General features: G+C 42.1%; 17 protein-coding genes and 1 tRNA gene. 8 read left to right on the top strand and 10 right to left on the bottom strand.

What is annotated here, in order from left to right:
* From BLQ05_RS12045 to BLQ05_RS12010, 8 genes are all read right to left on the bottom strand, one after another.
* The gene (locus BLQ05_RS12045; RefSeq protein ID WP_023577527.1) at nucleotides 1–798 is read right to left on the bottom strand and encodes an NYN domain-containing protein; all 798 of its coding nucleotides are present in this window, start codon (nucleotides 796–798) and stop codon (nucleotides 1–3) included.
* 154 nt (nucleotides 799–952) lie between these two features.
* A complete protein-coding gene (locus tag BLQ05_RS12040; protein ID WP_023577528.1) occupies nucleotides 953–1,264 on the bottom strand; it encodes a DUF4286 family protein in 312 nt (103 codons plus the stop codon).
* 135 nt (nucleotides 1,265–1,399) lie between these two features.
* On the bottom strand, nucleotides 1,400–3,178 hold the full coding sequence (locus tag BLQ05_RS12035; protein ID WP_023577529.1) for a tetratricopeptide repeat protein: 1,779 nt from the start codon (nucleotides 3,176–3,178) through the stop codon (nucleotides 1,400–1,402).
* A gap of 176 nt (nucleotides 3,179–3,354) precedes the next feature.
* Nucleotides 3,355–3,636 (bottom strand): F0F1 ATP synthase subunit delta/epsilon, encoded by a 282-nt coding sequence (locus BLQ05_RS12030; protein ID WP_023577530.1) that lies wholly within the window; start codon nucleotides 3,634–3,636, stop codon nucleotides 3,355–3,357.
* Nucleotides 3,637–3,712: 76 nt separating this feature from the next.
* The gene (gene atpD, locus BLQ05_RS12025) at nucleotides 3,713–5,224 is read right to left on the bottom strand and encodes a F0F1 ATP synthase subunit beta (RefSeq protein WP_023577531.1); all 1,512 of its coding nucleotides are present in this window, start codon (nucleotides 5,222–5,224) and stop codon (nucleotides 3,713–3,715) included.
* 151 nt (nucleotides 5,225–5,375) lie between these two features.
* Entirely contained in the window at nucleotides 5,376–7,223 is a 1,848-nt protein-coding gene (gene glmS, locus BLQ05_RS12020; RefSeq protein WP_023577532.1) for a glutamine--fructose-6-phosphate transaminase (isomerizing), read from the bottom strand.
* A 2-nt stretch (nucleotides 7,224–7,225) separates the two neighbouring features.
* Entirely contained in the window at nucleotides 7,226–8,935 is a 1,710-nt protein-coding gene (bamH, locus tag BLQ05_RS12015; RefSeq protein ID WP_023577533.1) for a BamH family beta-barrel-assembly machinery protein, read from the bottom strand.
* 18 nt (nucleotides 8,936–8,953) lie between these two features.
* The gene (locus tag BLQ05_RS12010) at nucleotides 8,954–9,760 is read right to left on the bottom strand and encodes a glycogen/starch synthase (RefSeq protein WP_023577534.1); all 807 of its coding nucleotides are present in this window, start codon (nucleotides 9,758–9,760) and stop codon (nucleotides 8,954–8,956) included.
* Nucleotides 9,761–9,868: 108 nt separating this feature from the next.
* Here BLQ05_RS12010 and panC point away from each other — a divergent pair, with 108 nt between their 5' ends.
* Genes panC through radA form a run of 5 tightly spaced genes read left to right on the top strand, consistent with a single transcriptional unit; the run spans nucleotide 9,869 to nucleotide 14,720 of the window.
* Nucleotides 9,869–10,717, top strand: coding sequence for a pantoate--beta-alanine ligase (panC, locus tag BLQ05_RS12005; protein WP_023577535.1), 849 nt, complete (start codon nucleotides 9,869–9,871; stop codon nucleotides 10,715–10,717).
* Between the two features lie 14 nt (nucleotides 10,718–10,731).
* Complete coding sequence (gene panD, locus BLQ05_RS12000) at nucleotides 10,732–11,082, top strand: aspartate 1-decarboxylase (protein ID WP_023577536.1); 351 nt, start codon at nucleotides 10,732–10,734, stop codon at nucleotides 11,080–11,082.
* A gap of 2 nt (nucleotides 11,083–11,084) precedes the next feature.
* Complete coding sequence (locus BLQ05_RS11995) at nucleotides 11,085–12,047, top strand: lysylphosphatidylglycerol synthase transmembrane domain-containing protein (protein WP_023577537.1); 963 nt, start codon at nucleotides 11,085–11,087, stop codon at nucleotides 12,045–12,047.
* Nucleotides 12,048–12,093: 46 nt separating this feature from the next.
* Nucleotides 12,094–13,359 (top strand): alpha/beta hydrolase, encoded by a 1,266-nt coding sequence (locus BLQ05_RS11990; RefSeq protein WP_023577538.1) that lies wholly within the window; start codon nucleotides 12,094–12,096, stop codon nucleotides 13,357–13,359.
* Nucleotides 13,359–14,720 carry a DNA repair protein RadA gene (gene radA, locus BLQ05_RS11985; protein ID WP_035655005.1) on the top strand — a complete coding sequence of 454 codons (1,362 nt, stop codon included), beginning with the start codon at nucleotides 13,359–13,361 and terminating at the stop codon, nucleotides 14,718–14,720. Before BLQ05_RS11990 ends, radA begins: the two co-directional genes overlap by 1 nt.
* A 66-nt stretch (nucleotides 14,721–14,786) precedes the next feature.
* Here the strand turns inward: radA and BLQ05_RS11980 are convergent, their stop codons facing one another.
* Nucleotides 14,787–15,278 (bottom strand): hypothetical protein, encoded by a 492-nt coding sequence (locus BLQ05_RS11980; protein ID WP_023577540.1) that lies wholly within the window; start codon nucleotides 15,276–15,278, stop codon nucleotides 14,787–14,789.
* Between the two features lie 151 nt (nucleotides 15,279–15,429).
* Nucleotides 15,430–16,701: a serine--tRNA ligase gene (serS, locus tag BLQ05_RS11975; protein WP_035655008.1), complete on the bottom strand. Its 1,272-nt coding sequence runs from the start codon at nucleotides 16,699–16,701 to the stop codon at nucleotides 15,430–15,432.
* Nucleotides 16,702–16,870: 169 nt separating this feature from the next.
* Here serS and BLQ05_RS11970 point away from each other — a divergent pair, with 169 nt between their 5' ends.
* The 3 genes from BLQ05_RS11970 to BLQ05_RS11960 all read left to right on the top strand — a co-directional run bounded on the left by BLQ05_RS11970 (nucleotide 16,871) and on the right by BLQ05_RS11960 (nucleotide 20,608).
* Complete coding sequence (locus tag BLQ05_RS11970; protein ID WP_023577542.1) at nucleotides 16,871–18,793, top strand: M1 family metallopeptidase; 1,923 nt, start codon at nucleotides 16,871–16,873, stop codon at nucleotides 18,791–18,793.
* A 76-nt stretch (nucleotides 18,794–18,869) separates the two neighbouring features.
* The gene (locus BLQ05_RS11965; RefSeq protein WP_023577543.1) at nucleotides 18,870–20,462 is read left to right on the top strand and encodes a site-2 protease family protein; all 1,593 of its coding nucleotides are present in this window, start codon (nucleotides 18,870–18,872) and stop codon (nucleotides 20,460–20,462) included.
* 72 nt (nucleotides 20,463–20,534) lie between these two features.
* Nucleotides 20,535–20,608: transfer RNA gene (locus tag BLQ05_RS11960), tRNA-Asn, on the top strand.
* The last annotated feature ends 146 nt before the right edge of the window (nucleotides 20,609–20,754 follow it).

The following is a 20,754-nucleotide window of genomic DNA, read 5'->3' as shown; positions in this document are numbered from 1 at the left end:
TTATTTTTTGTGTCGGGTTACCGGAACCCGTTTTGTTTCTTTTATCCTTACGTAAATGTGTCGGATTTTGTTGTTTCCTGTTTCCCTTTCATCGATTTCGAATCTGTCCAGACTTCTGATCAAGGGCAACAATTTTTGGAAACCGTAATTTCTCGGATCAAAGTCAGTTTTATTTTTCAGAATAAAATTCCCTAATTCGCCTAAAAAGGTCCAGCCACTCTCGTCGGCCAAATCGGAAATGCTGTTTGTTAAGAGGGTCAGCAACGCTTTGTCCGGTTTGTTGAGCGGTTTGCTTTCCTTTTGGGGTCTGCTTTTTTGCGCAATGTCTTTTTCGGGGCTTGCCTCCTTGGCTACTTTCAGGATTTCTATGTAAATGAACTTGTCGCAAGCCGTGATAAAAGGGGTTGGTGTTTTTTGTTCCCCAATCCCGATGACTTTCATACCCGCTTCCCTTAATCGTGTGGCCAGTCGTGTAAAATCACTGTCGCTGGAAACGATGCAGAAACCCTCCACTTTATCTGCATACAGGATATCCATGGCGTCTATGATTAAGGCACTGTCGCTGGAATTTTTCCCGCTGGTGTAACTGTATTGCTGAATGGGTGTGATGGCATTTTCCAACAACACGTTTTTCCATCCGGTAACGGTGGGTTTGGTCCAGTCGGCATAAATTCTTTTGATTGTTGGCGTTCCGTTTTTGGCAATTTCCTCCAACATCTCTTTAATATTAGAATACGGAACATTATCAGCATCTATTAAAACGGCCAGCCGCAGTTCTTTTCTTGTAGTGTCGTCCATATTTTTTTAGCTATGTTAGATTTTTAGACTTCTTAGATTTTTAGACTTCTTGGAAAGTTGGATTATTAGATTTTTTAGATAAGTGCTATTTAAAACAGTTTAGATTAAAAAATCTAAGCAGTCTAAGTCAGTCTAAAAATCTAAATTGTCTGACTTAATGTTCCGAAATCAATTCCAGTTCCGTGCGGAACGCGAGCATTTTATCACCAAAAAGCTGCAATCCTTCTTCGCGGAGTCTTGGCGCGTCTTCCTTGTAATAGCGTTGTAAGGTTTCTTTAGAATCGGTAGTATACTGAATGGAATAGGTTACCCCGCCCATTTCTTCTTCCACCAACACTTTTACCATACGCGCCGAGGTGAATTTTCCGGTATTTAAAACGTCGCTAATGTGTTTTTCCTGCATCCATTGCATCCATTGGTCGTGCACGCTTTCGTGTATATTGATGGTTACGTTGTAGATTATCATTTTTTTTATATTGTTAGATCATTAGACTTCTTAGATTTTTGACTGCACTGAATTTTAGCTTTCTTCTAAAAGTACAAAACATCTGATTTTCTAAATGTTTAACTTTCTAAGAAGTCTAACCTTCTATGGTGTCTGTCATAAATTCGTATCGCCCCGCAGTTTCCGGTAATAGGTTCTCGCTTCGACAAAATGAATACTGTCCTGGTGGTTGAAAATCACTTTTTCGTAAAGCGTTTTGGCCTTTTCGCTATCCTGCAGCTGTTTTCGGTAAATTTCTGCGGAGAAAAATAAGGCTTCATCGGTATAGATACTTTCCTTGTGTTTGTCTAGAATTTGCTGGTAGAAACTTAAGGCCTGTTGGAAATCGTTTTGTTTTTCATACAGTTGTCCGATTTTTAACAACGTTTCGTCTTCGATGGTTTGCCCTTTATGTTGTTCCAAAACCAACTTGAACTGGTTTAATGCTTCAGTGGTTTTGTGTTGGTACATCAGGTAATCGGCACGGGAAAACTTTTTCAGGGCGACCTGCGTACTGTCTTCCACCGTATTGTCGCTGATGAGCAGAAACAATTCCAAGGCGTCGTTCGCAATCAACTGGGAAGAGGACGATTTCAGCACTTTAAACTGCTTTTGCGCCCATTCGAAGTCGCCTTTGAAATAACTTGCTTTGGCCATTTTCAAACTCGCCTGATGCCCGATTTCGTCGTTTTTGAGATCATCTTCTATCTGCGCGTAAAAAATGATGGCCTGATTGAATTTTTCATCCAACAGCAGGATATCGGCCAGTTCGTCTTTGACTTCGGCTTTTTGGTAATTGTTTAACGGCAATGCCAGCGCTTTGTTTAAAGTGGCTTTCGCCGAATCGAATTGCTTTAACTGAAACGCGTCAAAATGTGCCGAGAGGATTTGCAGGTGCAAAGAGTAAGGCGTTATTCCGTACTGTTTGAGCAACAGTTCCAGTTTTTGTTTGATTGCCGGATAATCTTTCGCGTCAGCATCATCGATTTCCATGGAAACGAGCTGATAATGGGCCTCCATTTGTAATTCCAAATCTTGGGTGTTTTGCAGAATGAAGTTCAGAATCTCCGTTGCTGTGGCCACTTCGTCGTCCTGCACCGCCAATTGCGCCAGGTTGATGATGTTATAGAAATTCTCGGGATTGCGTTTAAAGATGGCTTTTTCCTGAATGAAGGCTTTTCCGTACTCCTTCTGCTGAACGAAATACCAACTCAGAAACTGATTCCAAAAGATGTCCTGGGTCTTCTGGGTACGCAGCAATAAGGCTTTTCTCAGGTAATTGTTAAAGGTTTCGCTGGCGTCGTCGGTCATGAATCGGGTGAGTTGGTTTTGCACCATCGGAAGGTTCATCTGGTTGGTGAATGCGAAATCCAAAAGTTTATCGGTCATCAGCTCCATGTTGCCCATTTGTCCCTGCAGTAAGGCCAACTGGTAGTCGAAATTGAAATTCGGATTCAGCGATTTCCCCAACTCATAGGCCTGAATGGCTTTTTCCACAAGTACTTTCTGCTCGAAAGCATTCGCAACACCATACACGTTATTGGGGTTCTCTCTGATTTTATCTAACGCGATTTTATAATTTATTTCGGCTTTATCCTGCATTTTCTGCAACTGATAATTATAGCCCAGCTCGACATACAGGTTGTCTTGTTTTAACCTGTCGATACGACCTTGAATGAGTTTTTCGGCTTTGTCGTAGTGCTTTAACTGCTGGTAACAAAGTACTGCTTTTTGAAAGGCCCCATAATTGTAGGGTTGTGCCTTGATTACGTCTTCATACACTACGATGGCTTTTTCGAATTCGCCACGGTCAAAATAATTTTGCGCCAACTGTTCGTTTTGCGAGAAAACGGTTAGCGAAAACAGGAACAGAATATGGAAGAAAATTTTTTTCATCAGCGCAATTAAGCTATAAATTTAAACATTGAATTTGTATTTGACGCACATTCCTTTGTTAATTTACGGCTGCTGTCTTTTGGAAGGAGTTCCTACTATAAAAAAAGTCCCGATTTCTCGAGACTTTTTTCTTTTATTTTACAGCGTACACTTCGCTACGCTTGGGTCCAATTGTCTTAGTCGGCTAAAACAATTATCGTATTGTCATTCATTTCGATAGTTCCGGATTCGATTGGCAACCAAAAGGTCTGTTCGTTTACTTTGTTGAATTTATCGGCAAATTCCTTTGCGATTTTCAAACCCGAACCTACGATTTTTACGTTTCCTTTCCCTAACAACGACACGATTGGCGCGTGGTTGTTTAACATCTGGAACTCGCCGTTTACTCCAGGAACCGATACCGAAGTAACTTCTCCTTTGAATAATGTGGCTTCTGGTGATACTATTTCTAAAATCATAATTTTTAAGTTAGAAGTCAGAAGTTAGAAGTTAGAAGTAAATCTGAATACTGCCAACTGATAACTGCTAACCGATTTATGCTTCAGCTAACATTTTTTGTCCAGCCTCGATAACATCTTCGATGGTACCTTTCAAGTTGAACGCTGCTTCCGGCAAGTGGTCTAACTCCCCGTCGATAATCATGTTAAATCCTTTGATAGTATCTTTAATATCAACCAATACACCCGGTATACCTGTAAACTGCTCTGCTACGTGGAACGGCTGAGACAAGAAACGTTGTACACGACGTGCTCTTGATACAGACAATTTATCTTCTTCAGACAATTCTTCCATACCTAAGATCGCAATGATATCCTGTAATTGTTTGTATTTCTGTAAAATCTCTTTTACTCTTTGTGCACAGTCGTAATGCTCAGCACCCAAAATTTGCGGTGTAAGGATACGAGAAGTAGAATCCAATGGATCTACCGCAGGGTAAATACCTAACTCAGCAATTTTACGAGACAATACCGTTGTTGCATCTAAGTGCGCAAACGTTGTTGCCGGAGCCGGATCCGTTAAGTCATCCGCAGGTACGTAAACCGCCTGTACAGATGTAATAGATCCTGTTTTTGTTGATGTGATACGCTCTTGCATCGCACCCATTTCAGTAGCCAATGTTGGTTGGTACCCTACCGCAGATGGCATACGTCCTAAAAGTGCCGATACCTCAGAACCTGCCTGTGTAAAACGGAAGATATTATCCACGAAGAATAATACGTCTTTTCCTTGTCCTTCACCAGCTCCATCACGGAAATACTCAGCGATAGAAAGACCTGATAAAGCTACACGAGCACGTGCTCCTGGTGGCTCATTCATCTGACCGAATACGAAAGTAGCTTTTGACTCTCTCATTCCCGGTTTGTCTACTTTGGATAAATCCCATCCTCCATTTTCCATAGAGTGCATGAAATCTTCTCCGTATTTGATAATACCTGACTCTAACATCTCACGAAGCAAGTCATTTCCTTCACGTGTTCTTTCTCCTACTCCTGCGAATACAGAAAGACCACCGTGACCTTTTGCAATATTGTTGATCAACTCCTGAATCAATACCGTTTTACCTACACCGGCACCACCGAACAATCCGATTTTACCTCCTTTTGCATAAGGCTCAATCAAGTCGATTACTTTAATACCCGTGAATAAAACTTCCGATGAAGTTGATAAATCTTCGAACTTTGGAGCCTGACGGTGAATTGGCAAACCATTCTCACCTTCTTTTGGCAAATCTCCAAGACCATCAATAGCGTCTCCGATTACATTAAACAAACGTCCATAAATATCTTTTCCGATTGGCATTTGGATTGGGTTACCCGTTGAAAGCACTTCAGTACCTCTACTTAAACCATCCGTTGAATCCATGGAAATTGTACGAACGGTATCCTCACCAATGTGAGACTGCACCTCAAGTACTAATTTTGAACCATCTTTTTTAATGATTTCTAATGAATCATAAATCTTTGGAAGTTCGGCGTTTTGCGTGTTGAAAACCACGTCCACTACCGGTCCGATAATCTGTGCAACTTTTCCTGTAACTTTAGACATTGCTTATGTATTTATTAAACAGCTATTTACGTTTCTTGAAAAAACCTCTTTTTTCAGAGCGCAAAGATAGTTTTTTATCTGCTAAAAATGAAAATTAATTTTTGAATTTTTTGCAACAAAAAAGCGGATTGTAGAAAATCCGCCTTTGATATTACTCCACAGTAACTGATTTTGCTAGGTTTCTGGGCTGATCGACATTGCACTCGCGCAGTACCGCAATATGGTACGACAACAGTTGCAACGGAATGGTCGTTAACAACGGTGTCAAAGCCTCTGCAGTATCCGGAACTTCAATTACGTGATCGGCCAATGCGCGCACCTGGGTGTCGCCTTTGGTCACCACCGCAATGATTTTCCCGCTACGGGCTTTGATTTCCTGAATGTTACTTACCACTTTATCATAATGATTCTGCTTCGGCGCTATAACTACCACCGGCATGTGTTCGTCGATTAAAGCAATCGGACCGTGTTTCATTTCTGCAGCAGGGTACCCTTCTGCGTGAATATAGGATATCTCTTTTAATTTTAATGCCCCTTCTAAAGCTACCGGGAAATTGTAGCCGCGCCCCAAATACAAACAGTTAGGCGCGCTTTTATAAATAGCGGCAATGGTTTTTGCCACCTCATTGGTTTGCAATGCTTCTTCCACTTTCTCCGGAATCAATTCCAATTCCAGCAAATAACGCTGATAATCCGACGTGTTCATGGTGCCTTTTGCTTTCGCCAAACGCAATGCCATCATCGCCAATACCGTGATTTGCGTGGTGAACGCTTTGGTAGAGGCCACCCCAATCTCAGGTCCGGCATGAGTATAGGCTCCCGCATGCGTTTCACGCGAAATGGACGAACCTACCACATTACATACACCGAAAACAAACGCTCCTTTTTCCTTTGCCAGTTTAATCGCTGCCAAAGTATCAGCAGTTTCACCCGATTGCGAAATGGCAATTACCACATCGTCCGGATAAATGATTGGGTTTCGGTATCGGAATTCGGAAGCATATTCCACTTCAACAGGGATGCGCGCGAATTCTTCAAAAATATATTCTGCCACCAATCCGGCGTGCCATGATGTACCACAAGCTACAATCAGGATTCGGTTGGCGTTGGTGAATTTTTCAATATTATCTTCCACTCCTGCCATTTGAATCATGCCTTTATTAGCATGCAAACGACCTCGGTAAGTATCCTTAATGACATTAGGCTGTTCGTAAATCTCTTTCAGCATGAAATGATCGTAACCGCCTTTTTCAATCTGTTCCAGGTTCATCTGCAACTGCTGAATGTATGGATCCACTAACGAATCGTCTTTTATCTTTCTGACTTTCATCGGTTTATTCAAACGAACAATAGCCATTTCCTCATCTTCAAGATAAATTGCATTTGTAGTATATTCGATGAAAGGAGAAGCGTCGGAAGCAATGAAATATTCGCCTTCTCCGATTCCGATAGCCAATGGACTCCCCAAACGCGCCACAACGATTTCATCCTGTTTTTTGACATCCATCACTGCAATCGCATAGGCACCAACCACTTGGTTTAAGGCTACCTGAACGGCTTTCCCTAATTTAAGATTGTCTTTTTTCTGAACTTCCTCAATCAGGTTAATTAACACTTCCGTATCGGTATCCGATTTGAAAGTATAGCCACGATTGATTAATTCTTTTTTTAACGGCTCGTAATTTTCAATGATTCCGTTATGGATAATCACCAATTCTCCGGAGTTCGAAAAATGCGGATGCGAGTTGACATCGTTTGGCACCCCATGAGTAGCCCAACGCGTATGCCCCATACCCATCGTTCCCGTTAATGATATTTCTTTTTCGGCTTTTGCCTCGAGATCGGAAACTTTTCCTTTTGTTTTGGAAAGTTTGAATTTTCCGTCTTCACACAAAACCAAACCGGCACTGTCATACCCACGGTACTCGAGTCTTTTTAATCCTTTAATGATTACAGGATAAGCTTCTCTGTAACCTATATAGCCAACAATTCCACACATAATTAGTCAGGTTTTGTATAGTAAATCTCTAATTTAAGTCTTTTTTCCGGATCTGCACTGTTCGGACCGTGCAAAATCGTCCCCAAAGGATTGATAACCGACGAGAGCGGCACAATCTGTGAAGGCTGCTGACCTGCAGCAGGTTTCAGATAAGCATTGGTAATGGTATTGATATTTTCGGTTACCACCAATCCCAATCGGAAATTGGTCGAATCTTTTTCAATACAGCTTTTTAGGTAATCCGTGATTCTGATTTTATATTTTATCCCTTTGCCGTCAGCCCCTGGCTCCTTTTCAATAATACCTCCAAAACCTCTCTTATTGTACTTGGGATTGGATCCGTTTGTCGAACCGTCGGCATAAAAATCAATAATAGGCTTTTTATTATTGTAATCATACAGATAAATACGGTTGGGTTCCCTGGTCTTCTCCGCATCAGTGGACGGATACATTTCATCCTGATCAACATAAAAAGTAAGATTCGCTTCATTAATCAACCAATTGCTTGCTCTTAACGCATCCAACTGATCCGGGGTAGTACCTTCATCCAACCCATCTGCCCCGAAAAGATCGATATAAGCTGCCGATCCGTTACCGCCTTTTAAGTACAGTTTTTCACCCGCCGGACCGGAAGGCAAAGCATAATCCGTGTCAAAAAAGTTCACCGTGTTTCCGCCCAATTTGAGCGTTAGTGAACGTTTAAGTCGTACCGCTGTTGGGGTCGCCGGATTATTATCATCATCAGTAGCCGCATCCATTTTGTACGTCATTTTTATGTACCCTTTGGAAAAATCCAACAACGCCAAAGCTCCTTGCTTAGCAGCAATAGCCTCCGATTGGAAATACAATCCTCTGAAATACGACCTGAACGTATTGTTGTTGGTCAGTTCCTGAGCGTTCGCCTTTAAGATTCTTTCGTTAAAATAGTCTTTATTAAGATTCAACCATAATCCAGGTGCCAATCGCTCTTTAATGACACGCTTGGAAACATCACCCTGATCTGCATCCGGCAAAACCACCCCGGCCGCATCGACATACAATCCGTTCCCGTTCGTCTTATAAATGATTTTCTCTTCCGTTCTAAAATAAAACTGATCGTTTTCCGCAACCGGTCCATTGTTTAAAGGCAATCCGTTAACAACCGGTGTAGCGTTAACCGTTGAAGTGGCTCCTAACTTATAGGTTTCGATTTTATCCTTATCATCCGAATAAAAACGCTGAATACCGTTTTCATTATCCGGATTGTAATTCCCTAAATAGTATCCGTTTTCATATACTTTCAGCTTGAATTTATTGACCGTATTCTCATGAACCGAATCCAACTCAAACTGTCTTATTCCGTTAGCGTCGGTTCCTGTTTCCTGACCAATGAAATACGGCACATAAACCCAAACCGAATCCACTACCGGGTTCGTATTCACGGTAACATTGTCAAAAGGCAGTGACGCCTGTGTAACAAAATGAGCAGTGGTCGTTGTTCCTCCAAAAGCAGGATTGTAATATGTGCCCAAAGCATTTAAAGACAGGTTATTGGTTTGCACGGGACCTGTCGCAAAGTTTTCCGCCGTAACCGCCAGTTCCTCTTTGGTGAAGTTAAAGTAATCATTATCAACAATCTCTGAACCGATGGTGTTGAAATCTTTATCACAAGAAGCGAAAAACAGAACGGAAGTCAACAGCAGAAGCTTCTTCCCCAATGAAATTTTATTCATATTTTATATGTCAGTTTATTATAAAACCTGCGTTTTGTAGAAATTAGTATACATCTCCGCAAATTTTTCTTTCGGAACGAAAGGTAAAAAAGGTTTGTTTGATGTTTCTATAAATTTTGTTAAACTTGGAGAGACCTCTTCGGACGCAATAATCACCGCATCGGAATGCATAATCGAAGCGCGCATGATGTTTTCGAAATTCGGTGTTGCCAAATCACTTACGGCTTCTTCCGGAACGTTATCGAAAGTCACTTTCTTAAGCATTTCCATGTCTAAAGTGCCGTCGAAAGACTGGCTGTAAACGGAAGTCACGATTTTGGTATCGGCAAAAAGCGCTTCGTTTTTATAGAAATGTTTCATATATACCGGAAGCATGGCTGCCATCCATCCGTGCACATGAATGATGTCCGGCACCCAGTTGAGTTTTTTTACGGTTTCCACTACACCTTTAGCGAAGAAAATAGCACGCTCGTCGTTATCCGGATACAAAACCCCTTCCTCATCGGTAAAGGTCGCTTTGCGTTTGAAATATTCATCATTATCAATGAAATACACCTGAATGCGTTCTTTCGGAATCGAAGCAACTTTAATAATCAAAGGCATGTCCATATCATTCACCACCAAATTCATTCCTGACAATCGAATTACTTCATGCAATTGATGCCTGCGCTCATTAATATTTCCGTACCTGGGCATAAAAATGCGTATTTGTCCGCCCTGATCGTTAATCATTTTCGGCACGTCATACGACATTAAAGAAACCTCATTTTCAGCTAAGTACGGCACTACTTCGGATGATACATACAATATCCTCTTATCCTCCATTTGTATTTTATTTTTAAAAATTGGGTACAAAAAACAGGCAAAATTACAAAAATTTATGCAGTTATTTAACAAAATAGTAAGTTTGCAGTCAATTTAAACCCGAAGAAAATGTTTGTCTTCAATAAAAAGTCCGATTTAACGGCACATCTGAACGCCTTAAGTTCCCCAAAAACCAAAATCGGCTTTGTACCCACCATGGGCGCTTTACATCAGGGGCATTTGTCACTCCTGAAAGAATCCATAAAAAACAACACCCTAACCGTGGTAAGCATTTTTGTGAATCCGACGCAGTTCAACAATGCGGAAGATTTAACCAATTATCCAAGGACTTTAGAACGTGATGTCGAAAAAATAAAATCCGTTTCCAACGACATCCTTGTATATGCTCCGGCCGTGGAAGACATCTATGAAGGCAACACCAAATCCACCGCATTCAATTACGACGGGCTGGAGCTCCAGATGGAAGGCGCCCACCGTCCCGGTCACTTTGACGGTGTAGGCACCATCGTAAAAAAACTGTTTGAGATTGTACAGCCAACCAATGCCTATTTCGGTGAAAAAGATTTTCAGCAGTTACAGATTGTGAAAAAGATGACGGAAAAACACAAGATACCGGTAACGATTCACGGCTGCCCGATCCATCGCGAAGCCAACGGACTGGCGATGAGTTCCCGAAACGAACGCCTTTCGGAATCGGCACGGAACGAAGCGGCACTGATTTACAAAACCTTAAAAGAAGCCAAAACGAAATTCGAAAACCATTCGGCAAAAGAGGTTATTGCATTCGTGGAAAACACCTTCAGAAAACATCCGAATTTTCAACTGGAGTATTTTGAAATCGCCGACGAAGCCACCTTATTGCCCTGCAAAAGAAAAAGCAAAACCAAAAAATACCGCGGGTTCATCGCAATTTTCATAAACAACATCCGATTGATAGATAATATTTCACTAAATTGATATAACTTTGCACCATGCAAATTCACGTTGTTAAATCCAAGATTCACCGCGTAAAGGTGACTGGAGCCGATCTAAACTACATCGGTAGTATTACTATTGACGAAGCTTTAATGGAAGCTTCCAACATTTTTGAAGGCGAAAAAGTCTCCATCGTAAACCTCAACAATGGGGAACGTCTGGAAACCTATGCCATCACCGGACCCCGAAACAGTGGTGAAATCACCCTGAACGGACCGGCTGCCCGAAAAGTGCACAAAGGTGACATTATTATTATCATTGCTTACGGCATCCTGACCTGCGAAGAAGCCAAAGACTTCAAGCCGGCATTGGTGTTCCCTAACGAGCATGACAATTCACTGAAATAATTTTGAACGAAAAAATTAAGAAAGCACTTGGTGTCGGACTCCCACTTTTGTTGGGAGTTTTTTTGGTTTTTTACACCTACAATAAATTTACCGACCGACAATTGGAGGAAATGAAAGGTTACTTTCAGAACGCCAATTACGGATTTATTGCTATTTCTTCTGTTTTTTCAATTGTCAGTCTGGCTTCCCGAGGGTACCGCTGGCGTTACAGTCTGGAACACATGGGGTATTTTTCCCAATTCCGGAATAATTTCGCTGCTGTTTGCATCGGCTACCTGATGAATTATACCGTACCGCGTTCCGGAGAAGTTTCCCGCGCCCTGGTACTGAAAAAATACAATGACATCCCGTTTGACAAAGCGTTTGGAACTATCATTGCCGAACGCGTTATCGACCTTTTCATTCTGATTGGATTTATTTTGACCGCTTTGGTTTTGCAATTCGACCAACTGAAATCGTTTCTTACGGCAACCGTTCCGGTGGAAAAACTGATGTATCTGGGTTTTATTGGGATATTCGGCTTTATCGTGGTCGTTTTGCTGTTCATTTACTCCACCTGGAAACCAATTCTGTTCATAAAAGACAAAATATCCGGATTAATTGAAGGCCTTTTGAGCACTTTTAAAATGCCCAATCGTGTTCCGTTTCTCATTCATACGGGCATTATATGGATTTCCTACGTATTGACGTTTTATGCTGCCGTATTTGCCCTACCCGAAACCAGCGATATCGGTTTGGGAGTAATTGTCACCGCCTTTGTGGTGGGAAGTTTGGCAGTTACCTTTACCAACGGCGGTTTTGGTGCTTTCCCGCTGATGATTGCACAAATCTTGGTTTTATACAACATTCCGGAAACGGCCGGTACCACTTTCGGCTGGATTTTATGGACCTCTCAAACGGCCTTGGTGGTGCTTTTGGGCGGACTTTCTTTTTTACTTTTACCGATACTCAATCGCAAAAAATAATTTGCTATATTGCTGTTCTATTTTCAACAGCTTAATTAAGTAAATTATGAAATCGAAATTACTTCTGTTACTTGCATTTATATCAAGTTCCGTATTTGCACAGCGCTTCGATGAACCGTTCGAATCCCAAAAATTAGGAGGTGTTCGTGACATCAGTATCATCCTACCTCCGTCGTATGAATCCGCTAAGGATAAAAAATATCCGGTTTTCGTGGTTTTGGATAGCGAATATTTACTGGATCCTGTAATGGGAACCATGAAATACGGCGCCTATTGGGATGATCTTCCGGAAGTGATAATCGTGGGAATCAGTCAAAACAAAGCCAACGAACGGGAGTACGATTCGCAATTTGACGAAAACGGCCTTCCGGTAGAACAAGGCGCAAAATTCTTTGAATTCATCGGAATTGAACTGTTACCGTACATCGAAAAAAAATACCGCGTAGCGCCATACCGTCTGATAGCCGGACACGATTTGACGGCCGGATTCCTAAACGCTTACCTGTACAAGGACAACCCGGTTTTTAACGCCTATTTGTGTTTAAGTCCGGAATTACCTGAAGAAATGGAAATCCGTATCCCGGAACGACTGAAAATTGCCCAAAAACCGATTTTCTTTTATCTAGCTACTGCCGACGGGGATTTAAAACCGATGAGAGAACGCATCAAACTATTGGACGAAGGTGCTAAAGCCGTTAAAACCGATTTCGTAAAATATGGCTTCGACGATTTTAAAAACACCTCACATTACTCATTGGTTCCCAATGCCATCAACAACGCCATCTCGGCTATTTTTGAAGGCTACCAACCTATTTCCATGAATGAATTTCAGGAAAAGCTGGCCAAATTGGACAAAGGACACACCCAATATTTAGTGGACAAATACACGAACATCCAAAAGAAATTAGGCTTCATGCCGACGATTCGTCTGACGGATTTCAAAGCCATTGAAGCGGCCATCATGAAAAACAAAAATTATGAAGATTTCATGCCGTTATCCGAATTGGCCAAGAAAAACTATCCTAAAACCATGCTGAGTGAATACCACAAAGCGATGTTTTACGACAATACCGGTGAACCGGCCAAAGCACAAAAAGCCTTCATGAGCGCTTTCGGATTAACACCGATTCGTGATTTAACCAAAGACATGATGCTGGAACGTGCCGATGCCATTAAAGGACAGCTGAAAAAAGGCAAAGAACGCAACAAGAAAAACAGAGAAGAGACCGAGGAAGTTCCCGTTGAAACACCTGCAGAAACTCCTACCGAAACCCCTACTGAAACTCCAACAGAAGAACCGAAACCACAGTAATGTCCAAAATAAAAACCGCTTTTTTTTGTCAGAGTTGCGGAACACAATTTGCCAAATGGCAAGGCCAGTGTACCGCCTGCAAGGAATGGAATACCATTGTTGAAGAAGTAATACAAAAAGAGGAAAAAGCCGCCTGGAAAACCGAAACATCTTTGGTTAAAAAGGCCGCCAAACCTTTAAAAATAAACGAAATCGATTCTGCCGAAGAAATCCGGTTAGATACCACAGACGGTGAGCTGAACCGGGTTTTGGGCGGCGGTTTGGTTCCGGGATCGTTAACCCTTTTGGGTGGCGAACCGGGTATTGGAAAGAGTACGCTTTTATTGCAGATTTCACTGAAACTGCCGTACAAAACCCTATACGTTTCCGGAGAAGAAAGTCAGAAACAGATAAAAATGCGCGCTGAACGGATTACCCCAAGCGGTGACAATTGCTACATTCTGACCGAAACCAAAACGCAGAATATTTTCCGGCAGATTGAGGAAATCGAACCGGAAATCGTAATTATCGACTCCATTCAGACCTTGCATACCGATTACATCGAATCCTCGCCCGGAAGTATTTCGCAGATTCGCGAATGTACCGCCGAACTGATCAAATATGCCAAAGAAACCAACGTACCCGTGATTCTTATCGGACACATCACCAAAGATGGCAACATCGCCGGACCGAAGATTTTGGAACACATGGTCGATACCGTTTTACAGTTTGAAGGCGACCGGAATCATGTTTACAGAATCCTTCGCTCGCTCAAAAACCGTTTCGGTTCCACAGCCGAATTAGGGATTTATGAAATGCAGGGCTCCGGATTGCGGGAAGTGACGAATCCGTCTGAAATTCTGATTTCCCACAAAGACGAAGAACTTTCCGGCACAGCCATTGCGTCTACCCTGGAAGGTATGCGTCCGTTAATGATTGAAATTCAGGCATTGGTTTCCACCGCCGTTTACGGAACGCCACAAAGAAGCACCACGGGCTACAATGCCAAGCGACTGAACATGATTTTAGCCGTATTGGAAAAACGCGCCGGTTTTCATTTGGGTTCCAAAGACGTGTTTTTAAACGTGACCGGAGGGATTTCCGTTGACGATCCGGCGATTGATTTGGCTGTAGTGGCCGCGATTTTATCCTCTAACGAAGACATTCCGGTAGGGAAAAATTATTGTTTTGCCGGCGAAGTGGGGCTTTCCGGAGAAATCCGACCCGTAAACCGTGTGGAACAACGCATACAGGAAGCGGAAAAATTAGGCTTCTCGACGATTTTCGTTTCCAAATACAATAAAATTGCACTCAAAAACACCCTGATTGAGATTAAAATGGTCGCTAAGATTGAGGATGTGGTTGGAGAATTGTTTGGATAAGAGCAATTGTATTTAACATAAAAAGCAGGTCATTCGCCTGCTTTTACTTTCATTTTAACCTTTGGATTATTCGCTGTCCCTATATGTGACCGGACTGCATTGTGCAAACTGCTCGTTGGCGGTCACCGAAAAGCGGTAGTCCTTTACAAATGCATTCAGAAGTCGTTTGAATTCGGCTGCTTTGGCTTCCGAAATATTTTCTTCCGGCTTGTCCTTGTTCACCGAAAAATTGTAAATAAAATAATCTATCGCACCGCTCTTATTGATATAAATACGATTGAAACAACGGGTCGGTCGTTCCCATTTGAACTTATTCTCTTTCAGGTAGGTTGCAAAATCCTGCAGTAATTTGGTGTATGCCGCAATCAATTGTTCCTGTTCTGCTTCGGTTTTAAAAACGCCCGGGATGGTTTCCGTATGAAGAGCTCCCTTATATAACTTATCCAGTTTTTCCACCGGATTACCCATCGTTTTGGCCTCATTAAAAGTCATGGCTTTGTCCTGAGCAGACAAATGAGTTGAAAAAACAACAATAAGAAAAGTGTAGAAAAATCGCATGAAAAAAAAAAATTAAATGTGCATTCGTTTATAACTCCAAACCACTTCTTTTATTGCGCAACAATACCAAAATCTAAAATTAACAACGGTATAATCAGAACAAAAAAAGCAGACCTTTCGATCTGCTTTTCATTTATTAAATAAGATTGTCTTAATCGATAATATCAAAACCGGTGTACTTGCGCAACACTTCCGGAATCACGATACCTTCCGGTGTCTGGTAATTCTCCAGGATTCCCGCCAATACACGCGGTAATGCCAAAGAACTTCCGTTTAAGGTGTGTGCCAATTGTGTCTTACCGTCTTTTCCTTTGAAACGTAATTTCAGACGGTTGGCCTGGAACGTTTCGAAATTCGAGACCGAAGAAATTTCCAGCCAACGGTCCTGCGCCGTCGAGAACACTTCAAAATCATAGGTCAATGCCGATGTGAATCCCATATCGCCGCCACACAAACGTAAAATACGGTACGGTAATTTCAATTCCTGCAACAACACTTTAACATGTTCCACCATGCCTTCCAATGCTTCATAGGATTTATCGGGATGTTCGATACGCACGATTTCCACTTTATCAAACTGATGCAAACGGTTCAGACCGCGCACGTGAGCACCCCAAGAACCCGCTTCCCTTCGAAAACAAGGTGTATATCCGGTACATAAAACCGGTAATTCGTTCTCCTGTAAAATCACGTCCCTGAAGATGTTCGTTACCGGAACCTCTGCTGTCGGAATCAGATACAAATCGTCTTTGGCATCGTGGTACATCTGTCCTTCTTTGTCCGGCAGTTGTCCTGTTCCGTATCCGGAAGCTTCATTTATAAGATGCGGCACCTGATATTCCTGGTAACCGGCATCGGTATTCTTATCTAAGAAATACGAAATTAGGGCCCGTTGCAACTTCGCGCCTTTTCCTTTATAAACCGGAAAGCCCGGCGCGGTGATTTTCGTACCCAATTCGAAATCAACGATATCATATTTTTTAATCAGATCCCAATGTGGTAACGCACCCTCGTGCAATACCGGAATATCGCCTTCCTGAAAGACATTCACGTTATCATCCGCTGATTTTCCCTGCGGAACGATATCGGCCGGCGTATTGGGTAATTTGTATAATTCCTGTGTCAGTTCTTCCGAAACCGTATTCAATGCTTCGGTAAGTTCTTTTCCTTTTTCACGCAATTGGGTTGATTTTTCCTTTAAAATCTCCGCTTTGGCTTTTTCACCGCTTTTCATCAGTTCGCCAATGTCTTTCGACAACTTGTTCGATTCAGCCAAAATGGTATCCAATTCCACTTGGGTTGCACGACGTTTTTCGTCCAATGCCACCACGGTTGCCACCATTGCTTTGGCATCTAGGTTCCTTTTTGCCAATGCCTGAATGACTTTTTCCTGATTCTCTCTGATAAAAGCGATCTGTAACATACGTTTTGATTTTTTAAAGTGAGCAAATTTAAGGAATTGTTTGATTACAACTGTAGTAAAAAACAAACTTGTTTGGTCTGAAAAAGAGATTTCTCTATTGTTATAAAATCGTCTGAAAAAATATTCTATGTTAAATTAATTGCTACATTTGGGAAAATTTTTAAAGATTATGAAAAAGTTCGCCCTACTTTTTGCATTACTCGCAACCTGCACCGGATTTTCGCAAACACATGATGAGGACTATCACCGAATGATTGAAGCGGAAATGAAATCGGCTTCCAAAACCATGAATTTCCGGGTAAATCCCAATACGCAAAATTATGATGTGACCTATCACAAACTCGAATTTACTGTTGATCCGGCAGTATATAATATTGCAGGAATAGTAACAACGACATTTACCGCTTTGTCTGATATGACAACGGTTACCTTTGACTTAACAAATCAATTAACAGTAAGTAGCGTTATGCAAGGGGTTACGAACCTGAGTTTTGTCCAAAATGCAAATAATGAACTGGTAATAACCCTTCCTTCAACTCTAACTACAGGGAATTCGGCAACGGTTAAAATAACTTATTCGGGAGCTCCGGCATCCGGAGAACAAGCCTTTATTACAAGTTCACATGTAGGAACACCCATTTTATGGACATTATCCGAACCTTTCGGCGCCAGAGACTGGTGGCCGTGCAAACAGGACTTAAACGACAAAGTGGCAAGCATCGACGTACATATTACCGCACCGTCAACGTACACCAGCGTTTCAAACGGTTTGGAGCAATCGCAAGTTATCAATGGAGGCAATAAAACCACACATTTTCATCATGGCTACCCAATTCCGGCCTATCTGATAGCCATTGCCGTAACCAATTACCAGATTTATAACCAACAGGGCGGATTAGGAACAGTAGCCAGCCCGTTCTTCCCCATTGTAAATTACATCTATCCCGAAACGGCTGCCTCAACCCAGACCAGTTTAGCGGTTACCCCCAACATTATCAATCTGTTTGAAACGCTTGTGGGCCCGTACCCTTTCCGGAATGAAAAATACGGCCATGCCCAATTTGGTTGGGGTGGCGGAATGGAACACACTACCGTTTCCTTCATGGGCGGATGGAACCGCAGCCTTATTGCTCATGAAATGGCGCACCAATGGTTTGGCGACAAAGTAACCTGTGGCACCTGGAAAGACATTTGGTTAAACGAAGGACTTACTGAGTACATGTCGGGATTGGTAGTTGAAAATCTTGATGGAGTGCCAAACTTCGTAAGTTGGAAAAATAACAAAATAGGTAGTATCACTTCGCAAACCGGAGGAAATTTATACTTAACGGATGCTCAGGCCTTAAATGTCAATACCATATTCAGTTCCCGAATTTCCTATGACAAAGGCTCGATGGTAACCCATATGTTACGTCACAAAATGGGAGATGCCGCTTTCTTTCAGGGATTGCGAAACTACCTGAACGACCCTGCATTATCCTACGGTTATGCCGTAACCCCACAGTTTCAGAACCATATGGAAACGGTCTCAGGAATGGATTTGGATGAGTTTTTCAACGATTGGGTATACCAACAAGGCTACCCTACCTACACAGTGAATGCCCAACCTTGGGGCGCGGGTCAGGCAAAGATCACCATCAACCAAACCTCTTCTCATGTTTCCGTACCGTTTTTCGAAATGCCGGTACCTGTTCGCTTAACCGGAGCGGGAGGCTTAACCCATGATGTGGTTCTGGATCACACTTCAAACGGACAGGTATTTATAGTTCCGGTTCCGTTTACTCCGACAGGCGTTCAATTTGACCCGAACAGAAACATCATTTCAAGAAACAGCACCGCCACCTTGGGAACCGCCGCTTTCGAGTTGGAGCAAACTATCAGTTTGTACCCGAATCCGACCAATGATGTCATAACCGTTCAGCTGCCATCCGACATTCAGTTGGAAAAAGCGGAGATTTACAATACATTGGGTCAGTTAGTAGGAACAGAAACCAAAGCCGGTTTCAATGTAAGTAGTCTTTCTAATGGTATTCATATCGTGAGGATTACCACATCACAAGGGGTAATTCATAAAAATTTTATAAAAAAATAGGCAAACCAAAATAACATGATAAAAAGTAAGGTGAAAACCTTACTTTTGTCGTTTATAATAAAATTCACAGTTCAAAATGATACAATTAGGTCAAATCCTTTTCATACTATCCGTATTGGTAATTCTTCACGAATTCGGTCACTATATCACTGCCAGAATGTTCAAAGTACGGGTGGAAAAATTCTACCTGTTTATGGATGCCGGTTTTGCACTACTGAAGAAAAAAATCGGGGATACCGAATGGGGCATCGGATGGTTGCCAATCGGAGGGTATGTGAAACTTTCCGGAATGGTAGACGAAAGTATGGATATGGAGCAGATGAAACAGGAACCGCAACCGTGGGAATTCCGTTCCAAACCGGCCTGGCAACGTCTGATTATCATGTTGGGCGGTATCATTGTCAATGTCCTGTTGGCATGGGTTATCTATACGGTAGTGTATACGACTTACGGTCAGAAATACGTTTCCACCGAAAAAATTCAGGAAAACGGCTTGGCCTTCGGAGAAACAGGGATTAATGTTGGATTCCGAAACGGCGATAAAATCCTTTCGGTAGACGGTACACACCAACCGCGTTTCAACCGTATGGTTTTGGATGCCTTATTGGGTGACAACATCGAAATCGAAAGAAACGGTGAAAAGAAAACCATTGTTTTAACCGACGCACACAAAGCCGAAATTTTAGGCAAAGAAGGCAGGGATTTCGTAGGTGCCAGAAACCTGTTATCGCAAGTTATCATTGACAGCGTTACACCGATGAAAAACAAGCCGGCAATTTTCATGACGGGAGATCGTTTAACTGGCATTGAAAACAAATCGTTCACTTACTACGACGAATTGACAGACGAACTGAAAAATCATAAAAACAAAACGGTTCAACTGAATATCATAAGAAACAATCAACCCGCTACAATTGCCGTTAACGTTGACAAAGACGGAAAAATCGGTTTTGGCGACACTCTTTTCTTCGGTCCTTCCCTGGAAATGGCTGACTCCTTTGTAAACGAAGTATCCTCCGGTTCTGAAGCTGAAAATGCCGGTGTAAAGAAAAATGATGTTATTATAGGTTTTAACAACAAGGTATTCAAACAGTTTTTCGAATTCAAATCGGAATTAAAAAAACTGGCCGACAAAGACATTACCTTAAACGTACTGAGAGACGGTAAGGCCACAGCATTACAAGCCCATGTTGGAGCTAACGGTAAGCTTGGATTCGGATTGGAATCCAAAAAGCAACCTAGTTACGACATCGTAAACAAACTAAGCATCGGTGAAGCCTTCCCTGAGGCGGTAAAAGAATCATGGCAATTGCTTATTTACAACGTAAAACAATTCAAACTGATTTTACGTCCGAAAACCGAAGCCTACAAACACGTAAAAAGCCCTGTGGGAATTGCGCGTGCCTTACCGGACAGCTGGAACTGGGAATTCATTTGGAATTTCACGGCTCTATTCTCTATCGGATTGGCGTTCATGAACCTGTTACCGATTCCGGGATTGGATGGTGGACACGCCTTGTTTACCATAGCCGAAATGATTACAGGCCGAACATTGAGCGAAAAAGCGATGGGTCATGTGCAAACCGCCGGAATGATTATCTTGCTGACCTTAATGGCATTAACCTTCGGGAAGGATATCTACCAACTGGTTGCCGACAAACTTTTATAAAATTTTTTAATTTTTTATTTGCGAGTATAAAATTTCAGCTTATATTTGCACCGCATTAAAGGTAACACACCTTCCTCCTTAGCTCAGTTGGTTAGAGCATCTGACTGTTAATCAGAGGGTCCTTGGTTCGAGCCCAAGAGGGGGAGCAGAAAAACAAAAAGCCATTCGCAAGAGTGGCTTTTTATATCTTTAAAACGTTCTCACATAAAAATACAGTTTCCTCCTTAGCTCATCCCGATAGCTATCGGGAGGTTAGAGCAGAAATAAGTAATACAGTTTCCTCCTTAGCTCA

It is taken from the genome of Flavobacterium saliperosum (assembly GCF_900100625.1).
Classification (GTDB): Bacteria; Bacteroidota; Bacteroidia; order Flavobacteriales; family Flavobacteriaceae; genus Flavobacterium; species Flavobacterium saliperosum.
Note: the sequence above shows the minus strand (reverse complement) of the source record. Positions and strands in the feature narration are given on the sequence as shown.

Coding starts and splice junctions, on each gene's coding strand:
- BLQ05_RS12035 (WP_023577529.1), bottom strand. CDS start 3,178: ATGAAAAAAATTTTCTTCCATATTCTGTTCCTGTTTTCGCTAACCGTT.
- BLQ05_RS11980 (WP_023577540.1), bottom strand. CDS start 15,278: ATGCGATTTTTCTACACTTTTCTTATTGTTGTTTTTTCAACTCATTTG.
- bamH (WP_023577533.1), bottom strand. CDS start 8,935: ATGAATAAAATTTCATTGGGGAAGAAGCTTCTGCTGTTGACTTCCGTT.
- glmS (WP_023577532.1), bottom strand. CDS start 7,223: ATGTGTGGAATTGTTGGCTATATAGGTTACAGAGAAGCTTATCCTGTA.
- BLQ05_RS11965 (WP_023577543.1), top strand. CDS start 18,870: ATGATACAATTAGGTCAAATCCTTTTCATACTATCCGTATTGGTAATT.
- BLQ05_RS11990 (WP_023577538.1), top strand. CDS start 12,094: ATGAAATCGAAATTACTTCTGTTACTTGCATTTATATCAAGTTCCGTA.
- panD (WP_023577536.1), top strand. CDS start 10,732: ATGCAAATTCACGTTGTTAAATCCAAGATTCACCGCGTAAAGGTGACT.
- BLQ05_RS12040 (WP_023577528.1), bottom strand. CDS start 1,264: ATGATAATCTACAACGTAACCATCAATATACACGAAAGCGTGCACGAC.
- BLQ05_RS12030 (WP_023577530.1), bottom strand. CDS start 3,636: ATGATTTTAGAAATAGTATCACCAGAAGCCACATTATTCAAAGGAGAA.
- radA (WP_035655005.1), top strand. CDS start 13,359: ATGTCCAAAATAAAAACCGCTTTTTTTTGTCAGAGTTGCGGAACACAA.
- panC (WP_023577535.1), top strand. CDS start 9,869: ATGTTTGTCTTCAATAAAAAGTCCGATTTAACGGCACATCTGAACGCC.
- atpD (WP_023577531.1), bottom strand. CDS start 5,224: ATGTCTAAAGTTACAGGAAAAGTTGCACAGATTATCGGACCGGTAGTG.
- BLQ05_RS11970 (WP_023577542.1), top strand. CDS start 16,871: ATGAAAAAGTTCGCCCTACTTTTTGCATTACTCGCAACCTGCACCGGA.
- BLQ05_RS12010 (WP_023577534.1), bottom strand. CDS start 9,760: ATGGAGGATAAGAGGATATTGTATGTATCATCCGAAGTAGTGCCGTAC.
- serS (WP_035655008.1), bottom strand. CDS start 16,701: ATGTTACAGATCGCTTTTATCAGAGAGAATCAGGAAAAAGTCATTCAG.
- BLQ05_RS12045 (WP_023577527.1), bottom strand. CDS start 798: ATGGACGACACTACAAGAAAAGAACTGCGGCTGGCCGTTTTAATAGAT.